Here is a 16,578-nt window from a genome sequence, read left to right as displayed (position 1 = left end):
AGAATAGATGTATGAGTGAAGATGATAGAGGAAAAGAGATTGACTGGGATGAAGAAGTAGAAAAAGGAAGTGAGTATACTCTTCTCCCGGCAGGAGATTATGATTTTACCGTGGAAAGCTTTGAAAGAAGCAGATATGAAGGCAGCGACAAAGTACCGCCATGTAACCGGGCATTATTAAAGATCCGTATAGATGCTCAGGAAGGAACAACTGTTATGAATGAAAGTCTTTTGCTCTATGATAAGATGCAGTGGAAACTTGCAGAATTCTTTCTGTCAATTGGTGCAGAAGAAAAGGAAGGCAGGGTAAAAATGAATTGGCAGATGGTGCCGCAGTCTACAGGAAGGGCAACCATTGAGGTGCGACCAGATAAGAATGATCCAAATAAAAAGTATAATCATGTTAAGAAGTTTTTGCCGAAGCCTAAAAAACAGTTTAAGGCAGGTGAGTTCTAATGGAGCTCAGACCATATCAGAGAGAAGCGAAAGAAGCCATTTTTGAAAGCTGGGGGAAGGGAACCAAGAAAACTCTTCTTGTGCTGCCTACCGGATGCGGAAAGACGATTGTATTTGCTAAAGTAACAGAAGAATGTGTCAGGAATGGAGACCGGGTATTGATCCTGGCACACCGGAGCGAACTCCTGGAGCAGGCAGCGGATAAGATCGCACGGTCAACCGGGCTTGGCTGTGCAACGGAGAAGGCAGAAGAAACCTGTCTTGGTAGCTGGTTCCGTGTCGTGGTCGGTTCGGTACAGACCATGATGCGGGAGAAGCGGTTGATACAGTTTCCGGAAGATTATTTTGATACGATTATCATTGATGAAGCACATCACTGTATCTCTGACAGTTATCAGAAGGTGCTGCAGCATTTTTCAGAGGCCAAGGTACTTGGTGTTACGGCAACCCCGGACAGGGGGGATCTGAGAAATTTGGGCAGTGTGTTTGAAAACCTGGCTTATGAGTATGCGCTGCCAAAAGCCATTAAGGAAGGATACCTATCACCGATCAAGGCAGTTACAATCCCGCTTAAAGTGGATCTTACAGGCGTTGGGATGCAGTCGGGTGACTTTAAAGCAGGGGATCTGGGTACAGCCCTGGATCCGTACCTGCACATGATTGCGGAAGAGATGAAGGAGTACTGCAGGGACAGGAAGACGGTCGTGTTCCTTCCGCTTGTAAAGACAAGCCAGAAGTTCAGGGATATCCTGAATGAAAATGGGTTCTGTGCTGCCGAGGTGAACGGGGACAGCCAAGACAGGGCAGAGATCCTGAAAGATTTTGAAGAAGATCGATACAATGTGCTGTGCAACTCTATGCTGCTAACAGAGGGGTGGGACTGCCCATCTGTGGATTGTGTTGTTGTTCTCCGACCGACAAAGGTCAGGAGCCTTTACTGCCAGATGGTAGGACGGGGAACCAGGTTAGCGCCAGGAAAGGATCATTTATTACTGTTAGACTTCCTGTGGCATACGGAGCGCCATGAGCTGTGTCATCCGGCACACCTGATCTGTGAGAGTGAGGATGTTGCCCGGAAGATGACAGAGGATCTGGAAGAGGCTGGATGTCCAATAGATATCGAAGAGGCAGAACAATATGCAGCAGAGGATGTTGTAGCACAGAGGGAAGAGGCGCTAGCGAAACAGCTGGCGGAGATGAAGCGGAGGAAGAAAAAACTGGTGGATCCGCTTCAATTTGAGATGAGCATCCAGGCAGAGGATCTTGCAGGATATGTCCCGGCATTTGGCTGGGAGATGGCACCGCCGTCTGACAAACAGAAAAGTACTCTTGAGAAGTTGGGTATCCTTCCGGATCAGATTGATAATGCCGGTAAGGCATCCAAGCTATTGGATCGTCTGGATAAACGGCGGCAGGAAGGATTGACAACACCAAAACAGATTCGTTTCCTGGAGGGAAAAGGATTCCAACATGTGGGAACGTGGCAGTTTGAGACTGCGAAAAATCTGATAGACCGGATTGCGGGGAATGGATGGTGTGTGCCTCCTGACATCAATCCGCAGGAATATATAGGAGCGTAAATATGGAGCGGCAGACAGACTTAACAGAAATCATTGAGTATATAGATCCTTCCGGATGTGATTACCAGGAATGGGTGAATATTGGAATGGCATTAAAGCATGAAGGATATCCGGTGTCTGTCTGGGATGCCTGGAGCCGCAGGGATATGGGCAGGTACCATGCGCAGGAGTGTGAGAAGAAATGGCGGAGTTTTCAGGGAAATGCATCTCCGGTCACTGCGGGAACGATCGTACAGATGGCACTTGACCGTGGATGGAAGCCTGCCCATGGAGGGCATGAGTTAGATTGGGATGATGAGATCAGCGCAGAGGATTATAGGGTTGTAGACAAGAACTGGGTGGAAGAAAAAGAAGTGCATGAGCCTGATAAATGGGATCCCGCAAAGCAGTTGATCAAGTATCTGGAGATATTGTTTGAAGCATCTGAGAGAGTTGGCTATGTGACCCGGACCTACGAAAGGGACGGCAGATTCCTGCCGTCAAAAGGCTGCTGGGATAGAACTGCAGGGCAGTTGATCCAACAATTGAGTAAGTGTGGGAATGATATTGGTTCAGTGCTTGGAGACTATAATCCGAAAGCAGGGGCATGGATCCGTTTTAATCCATTGGATGGCAAGGACTGTAAAAATGAGAATGTCACGGAGTTTAAATATGCACTTGTGGAATCAGATACGATGGAGATTGAGAAACAGAATGCGATCATCAGAGAACTGGAGTTGCCAGTAGCATGTCTAGTCCATAGTGGAGGCAAGAGCTTGCATGCCGTTGTGCGTGTAGATGCATCGGATTACAAGGAATATCGAAGCCGTGTTGATTATCTGTATAAAGTGTGTGAAAAGAATGGCCTGAAAGTGGATAACCAGAACAGGAATCCTTCCAGGTTGTCCAGGATGCCAGGTGTGACTCGCAATGGGAAAAAGCAGTTTCTGGTTGATATGAATATCGGGAAGCAGTCATGGGAGGAATGGCATGAATGGATTGAGAGCATCAATGATGATCTTCCGGAGCCGGAGCGGCTGGAGGATGTATGGGATCAACTGCCACAGTTGTCTGCGCCACTGATTGGAAATCTTCTGCGACAGGGGCATAAGATGCTGATTTCAGGGCCATCCAAGGCAGGAAAATCGTTTGCATTGATAGAGTTGAGCATCGCGATTGCGGAGGGTGTGAAGTGGTTGGGATGGGAATGTACCCGGGGAAAGGTGTTATATGTGAATCTGGAACTTGACCGTGCGTCTTGTCTCCATCGTTTTCGTGATGTATATGAAGCATTAGGGATAAATCCAGGTCATTTGGACAATATTGATATCTGGAACTTAAGAGGGAAAGCGGTACCGATGGATAAGCTGGCCCCCAAACTGATCCGGAGAGCAGTAAAAAAGAACTACATAGCAGTAATTATCGATCCGATCTATAAAGTTATCACGGGAGATGAGAACAGCGCTGACCAGATGGCAAATTTCTGTAATCAGTTTGATAAAGTTTGTACAGAGCTTAATGCGGCAGTGATCTATTGTCATCATCACAGTAAAGGGAGTCAGGGAGGTAAACGTGCTATGGATCGTGCGTCGGGATCGGGGGTGTTTGCCCGGGATCCTGATGCGATTCTGGATCTGATTGAGTTGGATGTGACGGATGAGTTGTTGAAGCAGGAGACGAATAAATATATCTGTGATGTCTGTGCGGCTTATTTGAATGGTTTGTATGAGGAATGGGAAGATGATGTGTCCCAGGATGATTTGTGCAGCCAAGTGCAGATGATGACGTATTGTAAGAAGAAGCTTTTTAAGAAGCAGTATGAAGAACTGAATGAGCAGGTTCGGCTGGCAGAGCAGCAGGCACGGGCAAGGACAGCTTGGAGAATCGAGGGAACATTAAGAGAATTTCCGAAGTTTGAATCTGTCAATGTTTGGTTTAATTATCCGGTACATTGTATCGATCGTGTAGGTGTACTGAAAGATATCCAGCCTGAAGCGGAGAAGGCGCCGTGGCAGAAAGCAATCGGGAAGAGAAAGACGCCTGCGGATAAGAAGAAGGAGCGGAAGCAGGCGATAGAGACCGCTTATGAGGCTTGTGGGATTAATGAGAATGTGACAGTTGAAGACTTAGCAGAGTATATGGCGGTCACGGAAAAGACCGTCAGAAATCGTCTGAAGGAGCATGGAGGATTCGTGATCGAGGAGGGAAATGTAAGGAAAAATACATAATTTTCCCTTTCCCTCACAGGGAAAATCTGAGGGAAAAAAACATCACGTATTTTCCTTTCCCTCTGGGAAAAAGTGAGGGAAATTTTGAGGGAAAAAAACATCACGTGTTTTCTGTTTCCCTAGGGAAGAAAATGACTATATATACTACGTATATATAAAAGCGTTTCTTTCCCTGACGGTCAAGGGGGAAAGTAGTCGTGCGGTAGCTTACGCACGACGACTCCTTCCCCTGGTCCTTGACTTAAATTGATTTTCTCTTAAACGGAATTTTGCACGTTAAAGGGGTGAAGTAAACATGATTGAGTTCTTTATGCCGATGATACCGCCTACCTGCACACACCAGGAGAAGAAAGTGGCGGTCATTAAGGGGAAGCCGGTGTTCTATGATCCGCCGGAAGTAAACCAGGCAAGGATTAAGTTGTGCGGGCATCTGGCAAAGCATAAGCCAGAGAAAATGTATAATTGTGGAGTCCAGCTGATAACAAAGTGGTGTTTCCCGAGGGAAAAGCATCAACAGGGAGAATACCGGATCACGAAGCCAGATACGGATAATCTCCAGAAACTTTTGAAGGATTGTATGACAACAGTTGGATTCTGGAAGGATGATGCATTGGTGGCATCTGAGATTATAGAGAAATTCTGGGCGGATCCACCAGGAATTTATATCTTGATCAGGGAGCTGGCAGAGTTATGATAATGGGATTCAGGGAAGCATCCCGTATGTTTCGGGATGTATGGAGCCTGTATAAGGGATATGCGGCCAGACAATTGAACGAAAAGGAGTTGGAAGAATTTGTGAATAAAGCCAGTGGCGTATATGAAAAGTATCGGATGCCGCTTGCAAAAGATGTAATTACAGCAGTAGTTGGAGAGATTGAGAGAACAGCGAAGTTTTATGATAATCGGGCAAAAGGGTAGCGGGAGTGATGGATAGGAGAACGGGTAGGAGAGCGTTTGACCCTTATTACCCACGGATCCAGGAGCTTTTATTTTCTGGTATGTCTATAAAAGCAACGTATGATTATGTGGAGAAGTATTTTCGGGTGTACAGCACGTATAGTGCATTCTGGGGATATGTGAAGCGGCGGAAGCTGGATTGGTTTATGCCGGGGAAGGTGTGAAGGAAGGTGAGGGATTATAGTGAGATATACGGAATATCATGCCGGTGTTCCGGTGATCAGGGATAAGGAGCTTTTGCCAGAGGCGATGAAAAGGCTGGCGGTGATGGAGGATCATCTGGAAGAAACAATGGAGAAAATGTGTGATGAGTATTGCCAATATCGGGCATCAGCGTTAACGCAAGGGATGCTGGATCGAATCTGCGGAGAGTGTGAGCTGGCAAAATTGTTTGAGGCGTTGAAGTGAAAATGGAGAAGTGTAAACTGAATTGTGTTTTGAAATATCCGGGGAGTAAGTGGAGGATCGTGGATAAGCTTGTAGAACTGATTCCACCGCATCATACATACTTGGAGCCATACCTTGGAAGTGGTGCAGTATTCTTCAGGAAAGCGCCATCAGACATAGAGACGATCAATGACCTGGACTGGGATGTGGTGAACCTCTTCCAGTGCATCAGGGAGGATTCGGAAAAGCTGGCGCGGTTGATTATGACAACGCCGTACAGCCGGCAGATGTATGATGATGCGTTTAAGAGTGATCCGATTATGGAAGTGTTGTCGGAAGGAAATAGATTTCTCAAGGCTTGTCAGTTCCTTGTCCGGTGCTGGCAGGGGCATGGATTTCGATCGAATGGCTATAAGGTCGGTTGGAAGAATGACGTGCAGGGACGGGAGCGGATGTATGCGCTGTGGAACTGGTACCGTCTGCCGGAATGGGTGATCGAGATCGCGGAGCGGCTGCGAAGGGTGCAGATCGAATGTTCCCCGGCGTTGGAGCTGATCGTAAGATATGATTATGAAAATGTGTTTATGTATCTGGATCCGCCGTATCTTCTGGGGACCAGATGCGGGAAACAGAAGCAGTATAAGCATGAAATGTCGGACGATGAACATGAGGAGATGCTTCAGAAAGCGCTCATCAGCAAAGCAAAGATCATGATCTCGGGGTATGCATCAGAGATGTATGACGATATGCTTGCTGGATGGAGAAGGAAAGAATTCAGGTCCCATGCGGAGATGGGGAGTAAAAGAACAGAGGTTGTTTGGATGAATTATGAATCTGGACAGATGGAGTTGAGGTTGGATTAAACTGAAAGTTAGTGGAGGTAGATTTGATAAAGATTCAAGAATGTAAACGGCACGGTGTCTGTAATGACTGCGGAAAGCAGCAGGAAGCAGATACTCAGATATGGGAGATAAAAGTATCTACAACGGGTCAGGGATGGACAACTCTTATGATGTGCAAAGGGTGTCTGGCGGCACTTAATGCGGCAATAGCAATCACAGTGTTTAACAGTAGAGTACATTAAAACGGGTTCTAAAAGTTAGTGGAGGAAAGTAGATAATGAAAGGATTATGTGATAAATGTGAGTATATGCATAAGTCAACTATATCTGGAGATATGAGCGGGAAAAGATATAAATACTGTGGTTTATACAATAATTTTTGTAAATCTGTAGCAAGAAATTGTCGGTTTAATCCAGATAGACCGCGCAGTTAAATGGAGGGTTAGAGTAGCAGATCCAGAAGACTAGAGACATAGAAAGGAGCCAGCCTCCGGCCGGGGTGACGTGTACACGGGCTTCTTTGGAAAAATGAAAGAAACTTATAAAAGTAAAGTTTATACGGAAAGACCTGATTATGCAGATTTTGATGCACCGGCAAAATTCCAGGCAATTGAAAGTATTATTGCTAAACGTCTGCGGGAACATCCGAAGGCAATATGTTCATATTCCGGTGGATCTGACAGCGATATCTTAATTGATCTCATTGAAAGAGTCAGGATGATATTTAGCCTTCCGTCTGTCGAATATGCGTTTTTCAACACAGGTTTGGAGATGAGGGCTACAAAGAACCATGTAAAAGAGATAGCAAAGAAATACGGGGTAAAAATTGAAGCACATCGGCCAAAGACAGGTATTGTGACAGCATCCAGAAAATACGGGATACCATTTGTTTCAAAGATTATGTCTGCAGGATTAGAGGAGTGGCAGAAGAAAGGGATTCCGTTATCCATTTCAAAGGAGTACGAAGAGGCGAAGGACAAAGCGGCAAAGAGGCAGGAGTTAAAAGAGCGATATCCGAAGTGTGAAAGCGTGATCAATTTCTTATGCTGTTGTAATTCCGAAGGAGAGCCGAGACCCAAGATTCAACTCGTGATCAACAGTTCCAAGTACATGCGTGATTTTATTGATGAGTATCCGCCGGATTTTCAGATCAGTGCGAAATGCTGCGATTATTGCAAAAAGCAGGTCGCGCACGATGTACAAAAAGACTTTGATATGATCATTACTGGAGAACGCAGAGATGAGGGAGGCATGAGGTCTGTGCCGCGTAAGGACAACACAGCGCTATGCTTCACAGAAACAAGCGAAGGACAATACCGCTTGCGCCCACTGTATTATGTATCGGACGCAGACAAGGCTTGGTATAAAGAATACTACGGGATCAGGTATTCTGACGCTTATGAAGTATACGGACTTACAAGGACTGGGTGCTGTGGTTGCCCGATATCATATAAGGCGGTAGAGGATCTGGAAATGATACGTCCGCATGAACCGAACCTTGTAAAAGCTGCATGGAACATATTTGGAAAAAGTTATGAATATCGTGCGAAATATAACAGGTATAAGGCTGATCGTTTTATGGCTGAGCGAGAAAGAAAGAGGAATGTAGAAGGACAAATGTCTTTTGAGGATTTCCCGGAGGTAATGCCATGAGAAAGAGAAGGCTGAGAGGATAGAGAACAGCGGGAAACAATTAAGGTTTGCATAAAGAAAGGAAAACATTATGAAAGTAGAGAAGATGAACATTGAAGTGGAGAAGACAGTAAAGGAGCAGCAGGGGAGCAGGCTGAATGCATATAGGGATAAGCTGAGAGCTGCGCAAAGACACAGCTTCTGAAAGGGAAAAGACGGGTGATTCAGATGGGCAAGGGAGAGAATAAGGAATACTGCACCCAGGTAATCAAGGAGATCCTGGAGACCTGGGACAGGGATGTGTGCAAAACGACGAATCAGGAAGGAGACAGGGAAGATGAGTAATGATCTGATTAGTAGAAGTCTTGTAATGGATTACTTAAGAGAGCAGGAGACGAATATCATCACGGAAAAGAATAAAAAAGGATTTGTTTCGGCAGATGTATGTGACGGTATGATTTCTGCGATAGGTGCTTTCAAGAATTATATTATGCAAGTACCTGCCGCATATGACTCAGATAAGGTCATTAAGGAATTGGAAGAGTATGCCCACAGTGATATCTGTTACCAAAATCACTGCAGATATATTAATGCAGATGATATCGACTGTGAGAATTGCGGTGCACTTGGTGCACTGGAGATTGTAAAGCGGGGAGTGACAGCGTGAGGAAGCAGCATAAGGACCGTCATACTCTCAGCCAGGAACACAGGCACCGTCTGGCGGAAATGGCAGGAACGAAGCCGGACGCTAAAGCGGTGAAGGCCTTCGTCCGGAAAGCTTATGAGCGGTGTGATGTGATTGGCTATATGGCTAAGAACGAGTACGATATAAAAGGGGAGATTGGGATTGGACAAGAAGATTCTGAATGATTACATAGATGCCTGCGAGCTGATTAAGGAGACGGAGAAGGATATCCGGCGTCTGAAGAAGAAACGGAAGACCGTAATCCAGACCAATGTGAAGGGGAGTAACCCGAGGTTTCCTTATCAGGAGCAGCATTTCAAAGTCCAGGGCACAACCTTCACTTATCAGGATGACGGGAATCTCCGCCTGGAAGAGAAGCTTCTGGAGCAGCGGAGGGAGCACGCAGAGGAGATCAAAAGGCAGGTGGAAGAGTGGATGCTGACGATCCCGGTCAGGATGCAGCGGATTATCCGGTATAAAGTCTTTGAAGAGATGACGTGGGAGCAGACGGCGGCGAAGATCGGACGGAAGGCTACAGGGGACAGCGTAAGAATGGAATTTGAACGTTTTATGAGAGATTTATAAAGTTTGCTCGTTTTGTTCACATTGTTCGTTTTCAAAATGTTATAGTATATACTGAGATCAGTGGATGATTGCTATCTGATTCCTCCCACACATAGAAAGGGCGCTTTGCTTCGGCGGGGCGTTCTTTTTTGTCGAAATTTTTAGATTGATAATAAGAACAAATGTTCTTGTTTTGGATTGACATTTTTATGATTGTATGATATTATAAGTAAAACAACAAGGGTGTATATGGGAGGTGAAGCTATGGTATCTGCATTGAATGTTGCTAACAATATTCTAGAGAGGGGTTTTTCAGATGGTATTGATATAACTCCGATGAAATTGCAAAAACTCACCTATCTGGTATACAAAAAATATTATCAAGATACAGATAGAATATTATTTTCAGAAAATTTTGAGGTATGGAAATATGGTCCAGTAATAAGAAGTATCTATGATGAATTTAAAGATTATAAGGGGAATGCAATTAAAACATATTGTGAAGAGGCTGATGGTTCGATTCTTATAGTAAATGAAAAAACGTCATCGTCCTTTAAAAAAGCGTTAGATACAATATGGGGAAAATACAAATCTTACGATGGAATACCATTGTCTGCAATGACACATAGAGAAGGATCAGCTTGGTATAAGGCTGCAAAAAGAAATGATGTATATTTGTCAGATGCAGATATTAAAGCGGAGGAGGCATTTGTCTAATAATGGTTACAGATGAGGATTTTTTGTTTGGGAAACCAGTAGAAGAAGTAGATGAACCATTGGATACAGCGCCTTCTGTTGATATTAATTTAGAAGTAAAAAAATTAGAAGAAAAAGATAAAGATCGAAAAGAAAAGAGATACTTTTCTGCTTTTAAGTTAATTGTTGGATGTTTGGTTTTTCTAGGAATTATTTATATAATAGATACAATAGTTACAATTGCATTTGGAAAAACAAGTGATGCAACAAATTCGATTATAGAAATTATAAAAACATTGCTATTTACTTTGAGTGGGTATTTGTTTGCTCGAAAAGAAAATGGTGATTAGTCAAAGGCATTCTTTATAGAATGTCTTTTTCTATGTGCAAAACCAGTATCCTTAACTCAGCAGGCAGAGCATCCGGCCCATAACCGGAAAGTTACTGGTTCGACCCCAGCAGGATCCATTCATAACTACAGAGAATTGAGAGGTGGTGGTATGCCAAGAGCCAGAAGCCCTAAGCGAGATGAGGCATATAGGATATGGCTTGATTCGGGCGGAAAGAAGAAGTTAAAAGACATCGCTTCTGATCTCGGAGTATCAGAGAACCAGATCAGGAAGTGGAAGAATTTAGATCAATGGAATGGTAACGTTACTAATCAGTCGAAAGGTAACGTTACCAAACGAAAAAGGGGCGGGCAGCCGAGTAATCACAACGAGGCAAAGCAAGCAGTTGAACAGGTGATAAAGAATGAAGATTTAACCGATAAACAGAGGCTTTTCTGCCTGCATTATGTTCGTTGTTTTAATGCTACAAAGGCATATCAGAAAGCGTATGGAGTAGATTATAGTACGGCGGCTGCAATCGGTTACAGGATGTTGGAAAATGATGGTGTAAAAGATGAAATCCTACGCCTAAAACAGAACCGTCTCAATCGTGAGATGCTGGATGAGGCAGACGTATTCCAGTGGTATCTTGACATAGCAAGGGCAGACATTAAGGATTATGTGGAGTTTGGCAATGAAGAGATTGAGGTTGAAGATAAGAATGGGAATGTACGTACCGTAAAAGTCTCTAATGTAAATATCAAGAATGATTCAGATGTAGACGGTATCCTGGTCTCTGAGATATCAAAGGGGAGAGATGGGGTAAAGGTCAAACTTCTGGATAAACTTAAGGCGATGGAATGGATTGCTGAACATATGGATTTGGCTACTGAAAAACAGCAGGCAGAGATCGATGCGTTAAGGGCCAAGGTAAAGGATAATGGTCAGGTGTCTGCAGAAGATAAGGTGAAGAAGCTGTTTGAAATGATTGGAGGAGTATTGGATGATGAAGCCGGATCTGAGTAAAGCGTATTCTTCAAAGCAGATAGAAGTGCTGAAAGCTTGCAGAGCTTCAGATTGGTTTATGCTAATTAATCATGGTGCGAAGAGAAGTGGTAAGACCCAGGTGGATAATGACCTGTTTCTTCAGGAACTGATCCGGGTAAGGGGGATCGCAAATAAACTGGGGATCGATACGCCGCAGTATATCCTTGCAGGGTACTCTCTGGGGAATATACAGGACAATATCCTTACGGAGCTGTCGAATAAATATGGTTTTGAATTCCGGTTCGACAAGTATAATAACTTTACCCTGTTTGGCGTTAAAGTGGTACAGACCAGTCATGGCTCCATCAGTGGACTGGGGCGGATCCGTGGTATGACGTCTTTTGGAGCATACATTAATGAGGCTTCGTTGGCGAATCAGGAAGTATTTGATGAGATCAAGGCAAGGTGCAGCGGTCCGGGTGCACGGATTATCGCGGATACGAATCCGGATCATCCGGAACACTGGCTGTTGAAGGATTATATTGAGTCTGAGGCGGGCGGGCTCTTGAGCTTCCATTTCCAGTTGGAGGATAATACATTTCTGGATGAACGTTATATCAGAGATATTAAGGAGACAACACCGAAGGGAATGTTCTATGACCGGGGCATCAGGGGATTGTGGGTGTCTGGTGCCGGGGTGGTGTATCCGGATTTTGATAAGAGTGTGCATGTGATCTCACCGGAACAGGCGAAGGGAATGATCTTTGACCGGTATCTGGCTGGTGTCGATTGGGGCTGGGAGCATTTTGGAGGCGTTGTGGTCATTGGCGTGAAGGGGGATGCTTATTATGTCATAGAGGAGCATGCGGCACAGCATAAGTATATTGGAGAGTGGATATGTATAGCGAAGGATATTATCAGGCGGTATGGTAATATCCCTTTTTATTGTGATCCGGCGCGGACGGAACATATTGCCGCATTTCAGAAGGCGGGGATCCGGGCGTATCTGGCAAATAACAGGGTGCTGTCAGGGATTGAAGAGGTAGCGACTCTGATGACCAAGAAAAAGTTTTTCATTGTGTATGAGAGGTGTCCGCGGTTTCGTGAGGAGATCTATAAATATGTCTGGAAGAAGAATACGGGTGAACCGTTGAAGGAGAATGATGATGTGCTCTGTGCAATCAGGTATGGTATTCATTCTGATATGACGGTTGGATCGATTGAGACGCAGGAGAACCGGATGAAGAAGGCGAAGAAGATGAAGGGGATGTTGTAGGATGGCTGAGGATTTAAAGGTAAGTGAATTTGAGAGCGGTACAGACAGAAGGATGTATCATACGCACAGGAATCTGCAGCAGGCTCATGGGCCGGAAGCGAATTTCCATTACCGTGCGGAGAGTGCGGATGAGATTCTGGGGGATCTGAATAAGCTGAGGAATATGATCCTGGATCATTATCGGATACAGTGTCCCCGGCTTGCCGCCCTGGATAATTATATGAAGGCAAGGAATGACGGGATCTATAATGATGAATGCCGACGGACGGAAGAGGGGAAAGCGGATCATAGGGCAGCTCATAATTTTGCCAAGATCATCAATGTTTTTGATGTGGGGTATAATACTGGGATTCCGATCAAGAAAGCCAGTGACAATGAGCGGATCAATGAGCTTGTCAGGGAGTATGACCGGCGGAATGATATTGAAGCTTTGGACAGTGAGTTATGGCGGGATTTCCGGAAATATGGACGGGCGTATGAGCTGCAGTACCGGAACCAGGATGACGAAGATTGCTCTGTTGTCAGTAACGTGTTTGAGACGTTTGTCTGTTATGGACTGGATGTGGAGAGGACGCCGCTTTTTGCGGTCAGGTATCCGAAGTATTGGACGGGTATGGAGGAGCGGACAAGGGTGATCGTTTATACCGATACGGAGATCATTACTTACAGACCGTGTTCTCTGAGTGTGATGGTACAGGAAGAAGAGGGACGGGAAGGGCATTACTGGGGAGAGGTCCCGGTAACGGAGTATTCTCCGGACAGATACCGGCAGGGGGGATATGAGGATGTGGCGTCTTTGATCGATCTGTATGATGCTGCCCAGTCGGATACGGCGAATTATATGACGGATTTTAATGAGGCGACGCTTGTGATATCCGGGGATCTGGATATGGGGAGGTATTCGGTCAGGGATGTGATCGAGATGAAGAAGGCGAACCTGCTTCTTTTGGAGAATGGGATTAACCCGGACGGCAGTAAGACTCAGACGGATGCGAAGTATGTGTATAAGCAGTATGACGTGGCTGGAACGGAGGCGTATAAAGAGAGGCTGCAGAAGGATATCCACAAGATCTCGTTTGTGCCGGATCTGACGGATGAGGCTTTTGGCGGTACGCAGTCCGGGGAGGCCATGAAGTATAAGCTGTTTGGATTTCAGCAATTGGCTAAGACCAGTCAGAGAGGATTTAAGAAGGGATTGATGCGAAGGTATCGTCTTCTTCTGAATATCAAGAATTATGTCAATGAAGCGGATAATGTGGATCTGGGAGACTTTACGATCACATTTACGCCGAATCTGCCGAAGGCTGTTCTGGAGGAGTTGAAGGCGCTGGCGGATGCCGGTGCGCAGTTCAGCCAGGAAACGTTATTGGAACTGGCTTCTTTTGTGGAGGATGCGCAGACGGAGATTGACAGGGTGAAGGAGGAGCAGGAGAGTTCGGATGATGACGCTGTTATGCGTCGTGCATTTGGCTTGATAAAGAAAAGGGATGGAGCTGATGTGAATGGACAGCAGGGAATATTGGAAGCACAGGGAGCGGGAGCAGCTGAAGCATAATATTACCGAGGAGACGGAATACCGAAAGAGTATCGGGGAGATCTATGATTATATGATGGACCAGATCCAGAGGGAGATCAATGGATTCTATGTGAAGTATGCGAAGAAGGAAGGGATCACGCTGTCGGAGGCTAGGAAGCGTGTTTCCAAGCTGGATATTGAAGAGTATGGGCGCAAGGCTGCCAAGTATGTGAAGGAAAAGGATTTTTCTGATGTGGCGAATGAGGAGATGCGCCTTTATAATGCTACGATGAAGATCAACCGTCTGGAGATGCTGAAAGCGAACATCGGGTTGGAACTGGTTGACGGGTTTAATGAGTTGTTACTATTCACAGTCGGTTTGATGGATCGACAAATAAAGCGGAGCTGCAACACCGCTTTCAATGTTCTGATGTGTTTTTAGGAAGATTAGACCGAGAAGATTTCGGCAACCGTATAAGGATTCCCTTCGCATAATCGTTGCAACGCTTCGATTTCATTGATGCCATTACGACGGCAGGTTTCGATGTATGTTCGGTTGAGCGCATGGTTATCGGCCGCTGTCTCTGATTCAAACTGTCCCGATATTTTCATGTGGGATTTTACACCTCGAAGCCCGCGTTCACTGAGATTATTGGTGGTCGGCAGACTGAAATCCTCAACCCACAGGAAATAGTTTCTGCGGTATTGGGCAATTCTGGTAAGCAGAGTCCGCTCAAAGGATGCCCCGTAGTTGTTTGGATCAGACTCATTTTCACTCCATCCGTTTTTAAGGTATTCATCTATTTTATGATGAAACTCGTTTATGCAGGCTTCGCTGAAAGAACCCTCGCCCCGGGCTATGGCATCATTGCGATCCTTGATGGTTGCGCTGATATGCTTTTTCAGATCATCAGACCATTGATGGCAGGTATCATCCGTATTCTTCTGGCAGTCACGCTGAAGATGCTGATTACACTCGATATTCTCAAAGCTGTACTTTTCATTGTAGTTTACGGTGTTATGGTCGTGCATGGTTTTGGTATCCGATGTCAGGAGATTCAGTACATTGTCGTCATCAAGGCTTTCCATGTCTTTGTGTGCATGCGCTGTATAGTAGGCAATAGACTCGTCTCCATAAAATCGGAAACATGCTCTTTGCGCAAGAATGAAGATGACCGTGTCGTCCCAGTAAACGATCTTTCTTGTGATCAGGACAAGCTTCAGATCCTGGCGAAACTGGCGGAGCCCATTTGCGGCACGGGCCTGGAGTTTCGCAATGTATCCCTCACAGGGCATTAATTCACCGCCGGTGATTCCGGCAAGAAACATGGATGCTTTGTTCATAGCGGCATTGACGGTATTTGTGAGTGATAAAGCAAAAGCCTGCAATCCGCTGCCATACTGAACCTTCTCCTTGAGGTTTGGGGGTATCTGTGACCGGAATACAGTGCCGCAGTTGCTGCATTCGTAATAAAAGAATTCGTGTTTGATCTTAACGACTTTAATGCGTACATCGTATTCAAATTTAACTTCGGACTCGCCGGTTGGGGCGCAGTCTGTAAGCCCGCATTTTGGACAGCATTCATCGTCCTGTAATGGGTGCCCAACGGTATCTGTGATCTCAGATTCCTCCGGCGCTTCAAGGGCTGCTTTGGGATGTCCAGGCTGTCCGCCTTTCTTCCTGCCTGAACTGCGGCGGGAGTTTGGGATAACCTTGTTTTTATTTATCGGTGTCTGCGATGTTGGGGTACCGGTATTGCTGCCATCATGGTTAAGGAGAGCCTCCGCATGGGCAAGACGGTTCTGCAGTTCCTTGATAATGGCATCTTTTTCAGCGAGGGATTCCTGATAATTCTTTTTATGGAAATCGTTGGACTGCTTAAGGCTCTTAACTGAAGCCCGTAGTGAAGCTATCTGCTCCTGGTATCCCACGATGCGGTCTTTGAGTTTCGTGATTTCTGCCGTTGCTTTTTCAAAGTCACAGCGCAGATCGCCGGTATATTTAATCATAGATCACAGGGGCCTTTCTTAAAGTATTGGAGATGGAAGTGCATACTTTTTCATATGCCCTGATAGTAGCTTTTAGGGTTTTCACCTCAGACTGTAAAGAGGCGATTTCTGTTTCTTTCTCGGAAATGATTTTTTGAAAATCTCTGTTCCTTGCAGAAGCAGTATCTTCTTCCGTGGTGGTAACATTTTTCGAAGATGCTGTTCTGCCCCTGCGACCGGAAGATGGGATCAATTCCTTTGTTTCGGGATCGAGGGTACCAAGATATTTCCTCTTCGGTCTTGATTGCTTGGTAACAGGGTCATAGTGGGGAGTAGATTCGTAAACCCGGGTCTTTCCTGATTTTTTATCGAAGTGTTTAACAATAGTAGGCATAACGGTTTCTCCTTTCAATAGTGGCTATATATATTATATTACAACCACTACAAAAAGTCAATATGTAGTGGCTATATTTATTA

The 16,578-nt window shown here is 45.3% G+C and carries 21 protein-coding genes and 1 tRNA gene; 20 read left to right on the top strand and 2 right to left on the bottom strand.

Going from position 1 to position 16,578, the window contains the following annotated elements:
- The first annotated feature begins 11 nt into the window (after positions 1 to 11).
- From VSQ62_RS19835 to VSQ62_RS19740, 20 genes are all read left to right on the top strand, one after another.
- Positions 12 to 455 carry a hypothetical protein gene (locus tag VSQ62_RS19835; RefSeq protein WP_334636510.1) on the top strand — a complete coding sequence of 148 codons (444 nt, stop codon included), beginning with the start codon at positions 12 to 14 and terminating at the stop codon, positions 453 to 455.
- Positions 455 to 2,035 (top strand): DEAD/DEAH box helicase, encoded by a 1,581-nt coding sequence (locus VSQ62_RS19830; protein ID WP_334636508.1) that lies wholly within the window; start codon positions 455 to 457, stop codon positions 2,033 to 2,035. The genes VSQ62_RS19835 and VSQ62_RS19830 overlap by 1 nt, the downstream gene beginning before the upstream one ends.
- Before the next feature lie 2 nt (positions 2,036 to 2,037).
- A complete protein-coding gene (locus VSQ62_RS19825; protein ID WP_334636507.1) occupies positions 2,038 to 4,242 on the top strand; it encodes an AAA family ATPase in 2,205 nt (734 codons plus the stop codon).
- 295 nt (positions 4,243 to 4,537) lie between these two features.
- Positions 4,538 to 4,936, top strand: coding sequence for a RusA family crossover junction endodeoxyribonuclease (locus VSQ62_RS19820; RefSeq protein WP_334636505.1), 399 nt, complete (start codon positions 4,538 to 4,540; stop codon positions 4,934 to 4,936).
- Positions 4,933 to 5,160 carry a hypothetical protein gene (locus VSQ62_RS19815; RefSeq protein WP_334636504.1) on the top strand — a complete coding sequence of 76 codons (228 nt, stop codon included), beginning with the start codon at positions 4,933 to 4,935 and terminating at the stop codon, positions 5,158 to 5,160. Before VSQ62_RS19820 ends, VSQ62_RS19815 begins: the two co-directional genes overlap by 4 nt.
- Before the next feature lie 8 nt (positions 5,161 to 5,168).
- Positions 5,169 to 5,363 carry a hypothetical protein gene (locus VSQ62_RS19810; protein WP_334636503.1) on the top strand — a complete coding sequence of 65 codons (195 nt, stop codon included), beginning with the start codon at positions 5,169 to 5,171 and terminating at the stop codon, positions 5,361 to 5,363.
- Between the two features lie 19 nt (positions 5,364 to 5,382).
- On the top strand, positions 5,383 to 5,607 hold the full coding sequence (locus tag VSQ62_RS19805; RefSeq protein ID WP_334634655.1) for a hypothetical protein: 225 nt from the start codon (positions 5,383 to 5,385) through the stop codon (positions 5,605 to 5,607).
- Between the two features lie 2 nt (positions 5,608 to 5,609).
- A complete protein-coding gene (locus VSQ62_RS19800) occupies positions 5,610 to 6,449 on the top strand; it encodes a DNA adenine methylase (protein ID WP_334636502.1) in 840 nt (279 codons plus the stop codon).
- A gap of 23 nt (positions 6,450 to 6,472) precedes the next feature.
- The gene (locus VSQ62_RS19795) at positions 6,473 to 6,670 is read left to right on the top strand and encodes a hypothetical protein (protein WP_334636501.1); all 198 of its coding nucleotides are present in this window, start codon (positions 6,473 to 6,475) and stop codon (positions 6,668 to 6,670) included.
- Between the two features lie 285 nt (positions 6,671 to 6,955).
- Entirely contained in the window at positions 6,956 to 8,080 is a 1,125-nt protein-coding gene (locus tag VSQ62_RS19790) for a phosphoadenosine phosphosulfate reductase domain-containing protein (protein ID WP_334636500.1), read from the top strand.
- Positions 8,081 to 8,396: 316 nt separating this feature from the next.
- The gene (locus VSQ62_RS19785) at positions 8,397 to 8,726 is read left to right on the top strand and encodes a hypothetical protein (protein WP_334636499.1); all 330 of its coding nucleotides are present in this window, start codon (positions 8,397 to 8,399) and stop codon (positions 8,724 to 8,726) included.
- Entirely contained in the window at positions 8,723 to 8,929 is a 207-nt protein-coding gene (locus tag VSQ62_RS19780) for a hypothetical protein (RefSeq protein WP_334636498.1), read from the top strand. Before VSQ62_RS19785 ends, VSQ62_RS19780 begins: the two co-directional genes overlap by 4 nt.
- On the top strand, positions 8,907 to 9,329 hold the full coding sequence (locus VSQ62_RS19775; protein ID WP_334636497.1) for an RNA polymerase subunit sigma-70: 423 nt from the start codon (positions 8,907 to 8,909) through the stop codon (positions 9,327 to 9,329). The genes VSQ62_RS19780 and VSQ62_RS19775 overlap by 23 nt, the downstream gene beginning before the upstream one ends.
- 243 nt (positions 9,330 to 9,572) lie before the next feature.
- A complete protein-coding gene (locus tag VSQ62_RS19770) occupies positions 9,573 to 10,025 on the top strand; it encodes a Panacea domain-containing protein (RefSeq protein WP_334636496.1) in 453 nt (150 codons plus the stop codon).
- 2 nt (positions 10,026 to 10,027) lie between these two features.
- Positions 10,028 to 10,354 (top strand): hypothetical protein, encoded by a 327-nt coding sequence (locus tag VSQ62_RS19765; RefSeq protein WP_334636494.1) that lies wholly within the window; start codon positions 10,028 to 10,030, stop codon positions 10,352 to 10,354.
- Between the two features lie 45 nt (positions 10,355 to 10,399).
- Positions 10,400 to 10,472: transfer RNA gene (locus tag VSQ62_RS19760), tRNA-Met, on the top strand.
- Positions 10,473 to 10,504: 32 nt separating this feature from the next.
- The gene (locus VSQ62_RS19755; protein WP_334636493.1) at positions 10,505 to 11,359 is read left to right on the top strand and encodes a terminase small subunit; all 855 of its coding nucleotides are present in this window, start codon (positions 10,505 to 10,507) and stop codon (positions 11,357 to 11,359) included.
- On the top strand, positions 11,337 to 12,596 hold the full coding sequence (locus VSQ62_RS19750; protein WP_334636492.1) for a PBSX family phage terminase large subunit: 1,260 nt from the start codon (positions 11,337 to 11,339) through the stop codon (positions 12,594 to 12,596). Before VSQ62_RS19755 ends, VSQ62_RS19750 begins: the two co-directional genes overlap by 23 nt.
- Position 12,597: 1 nt before the next feature.
- Positions 12,598 to 14,151 carry a phage portal protein gene (locus VSQ62_RS19745; RefSeq protein WP_334636491.1) on the top strand — a complete coding sequence of 518 codons (1,554 nt, stop codon included), beginning with the start codon at positions 12,598 to 12,600 and terminating at the stop codon, positions 14,149 to 14,151.
- Positions 14,099 to 14,554, top strand: coding sequence for a hypothetical protein (locus VSQ62_RS19740; RefSeq protein ID WP_334636490.1), 456 nt, complete (start codon positions 14,099 to 14,101; stop codon positions 14,552 to 14,554). Before VSQ62_RS19745 ends, VSQ62_RS19740 begins: the two co-directional genes overlap by 53 nt.
- Before the next feature lie 5 nt (positions 14,555 to 14,559).
- Here the strand turns inward: VSQ62_RS19740 and VSQ62_RS19735 are convergent, their stop codons facing one another.
- Positions 14,560 to 16,122 carry an IS66 family transposase gene (locus tag VSQ62_RS19735; RefSeq protein ID WP_120397167.1) on the bottom strand — a complete coding sequence of 521 codons (1,563 nt, stop codon included), beginning with the start codon at positions 16,120 to 16,122 and terminating at the stop codon, positions 14,560 to 14,562.
- On the bottom strand, positions 16,115 to 16,495 hold the full coding sequence (locus VSQ62_RS19730; RefSeq protein ID WP_120397166.1) for a hypothetical protein: 381 nt from the start codon (positions 16,493 to 16,495) through the stop codon (positions 16,115 to 16,117). Before VSQ62_RS19730 ends, VSQ62_RS19735 begins: the two co-directional genes overlap by 8 nt.
- Positions 16,496 to 16,578: the final 83 nt, after the last annotated feature.

It is taken from the genome of Sporofaciens sp. JLR.KK001 (assembly GCF_036941055.1).
GTDB lineage: Bacteria > Bacillota > Clostridia > Lachnospirales > Lachnospiraceae > Sporofaciens.
This window is presented reverse-complemented; position numbering and strand designations above follow the sequence as displayed.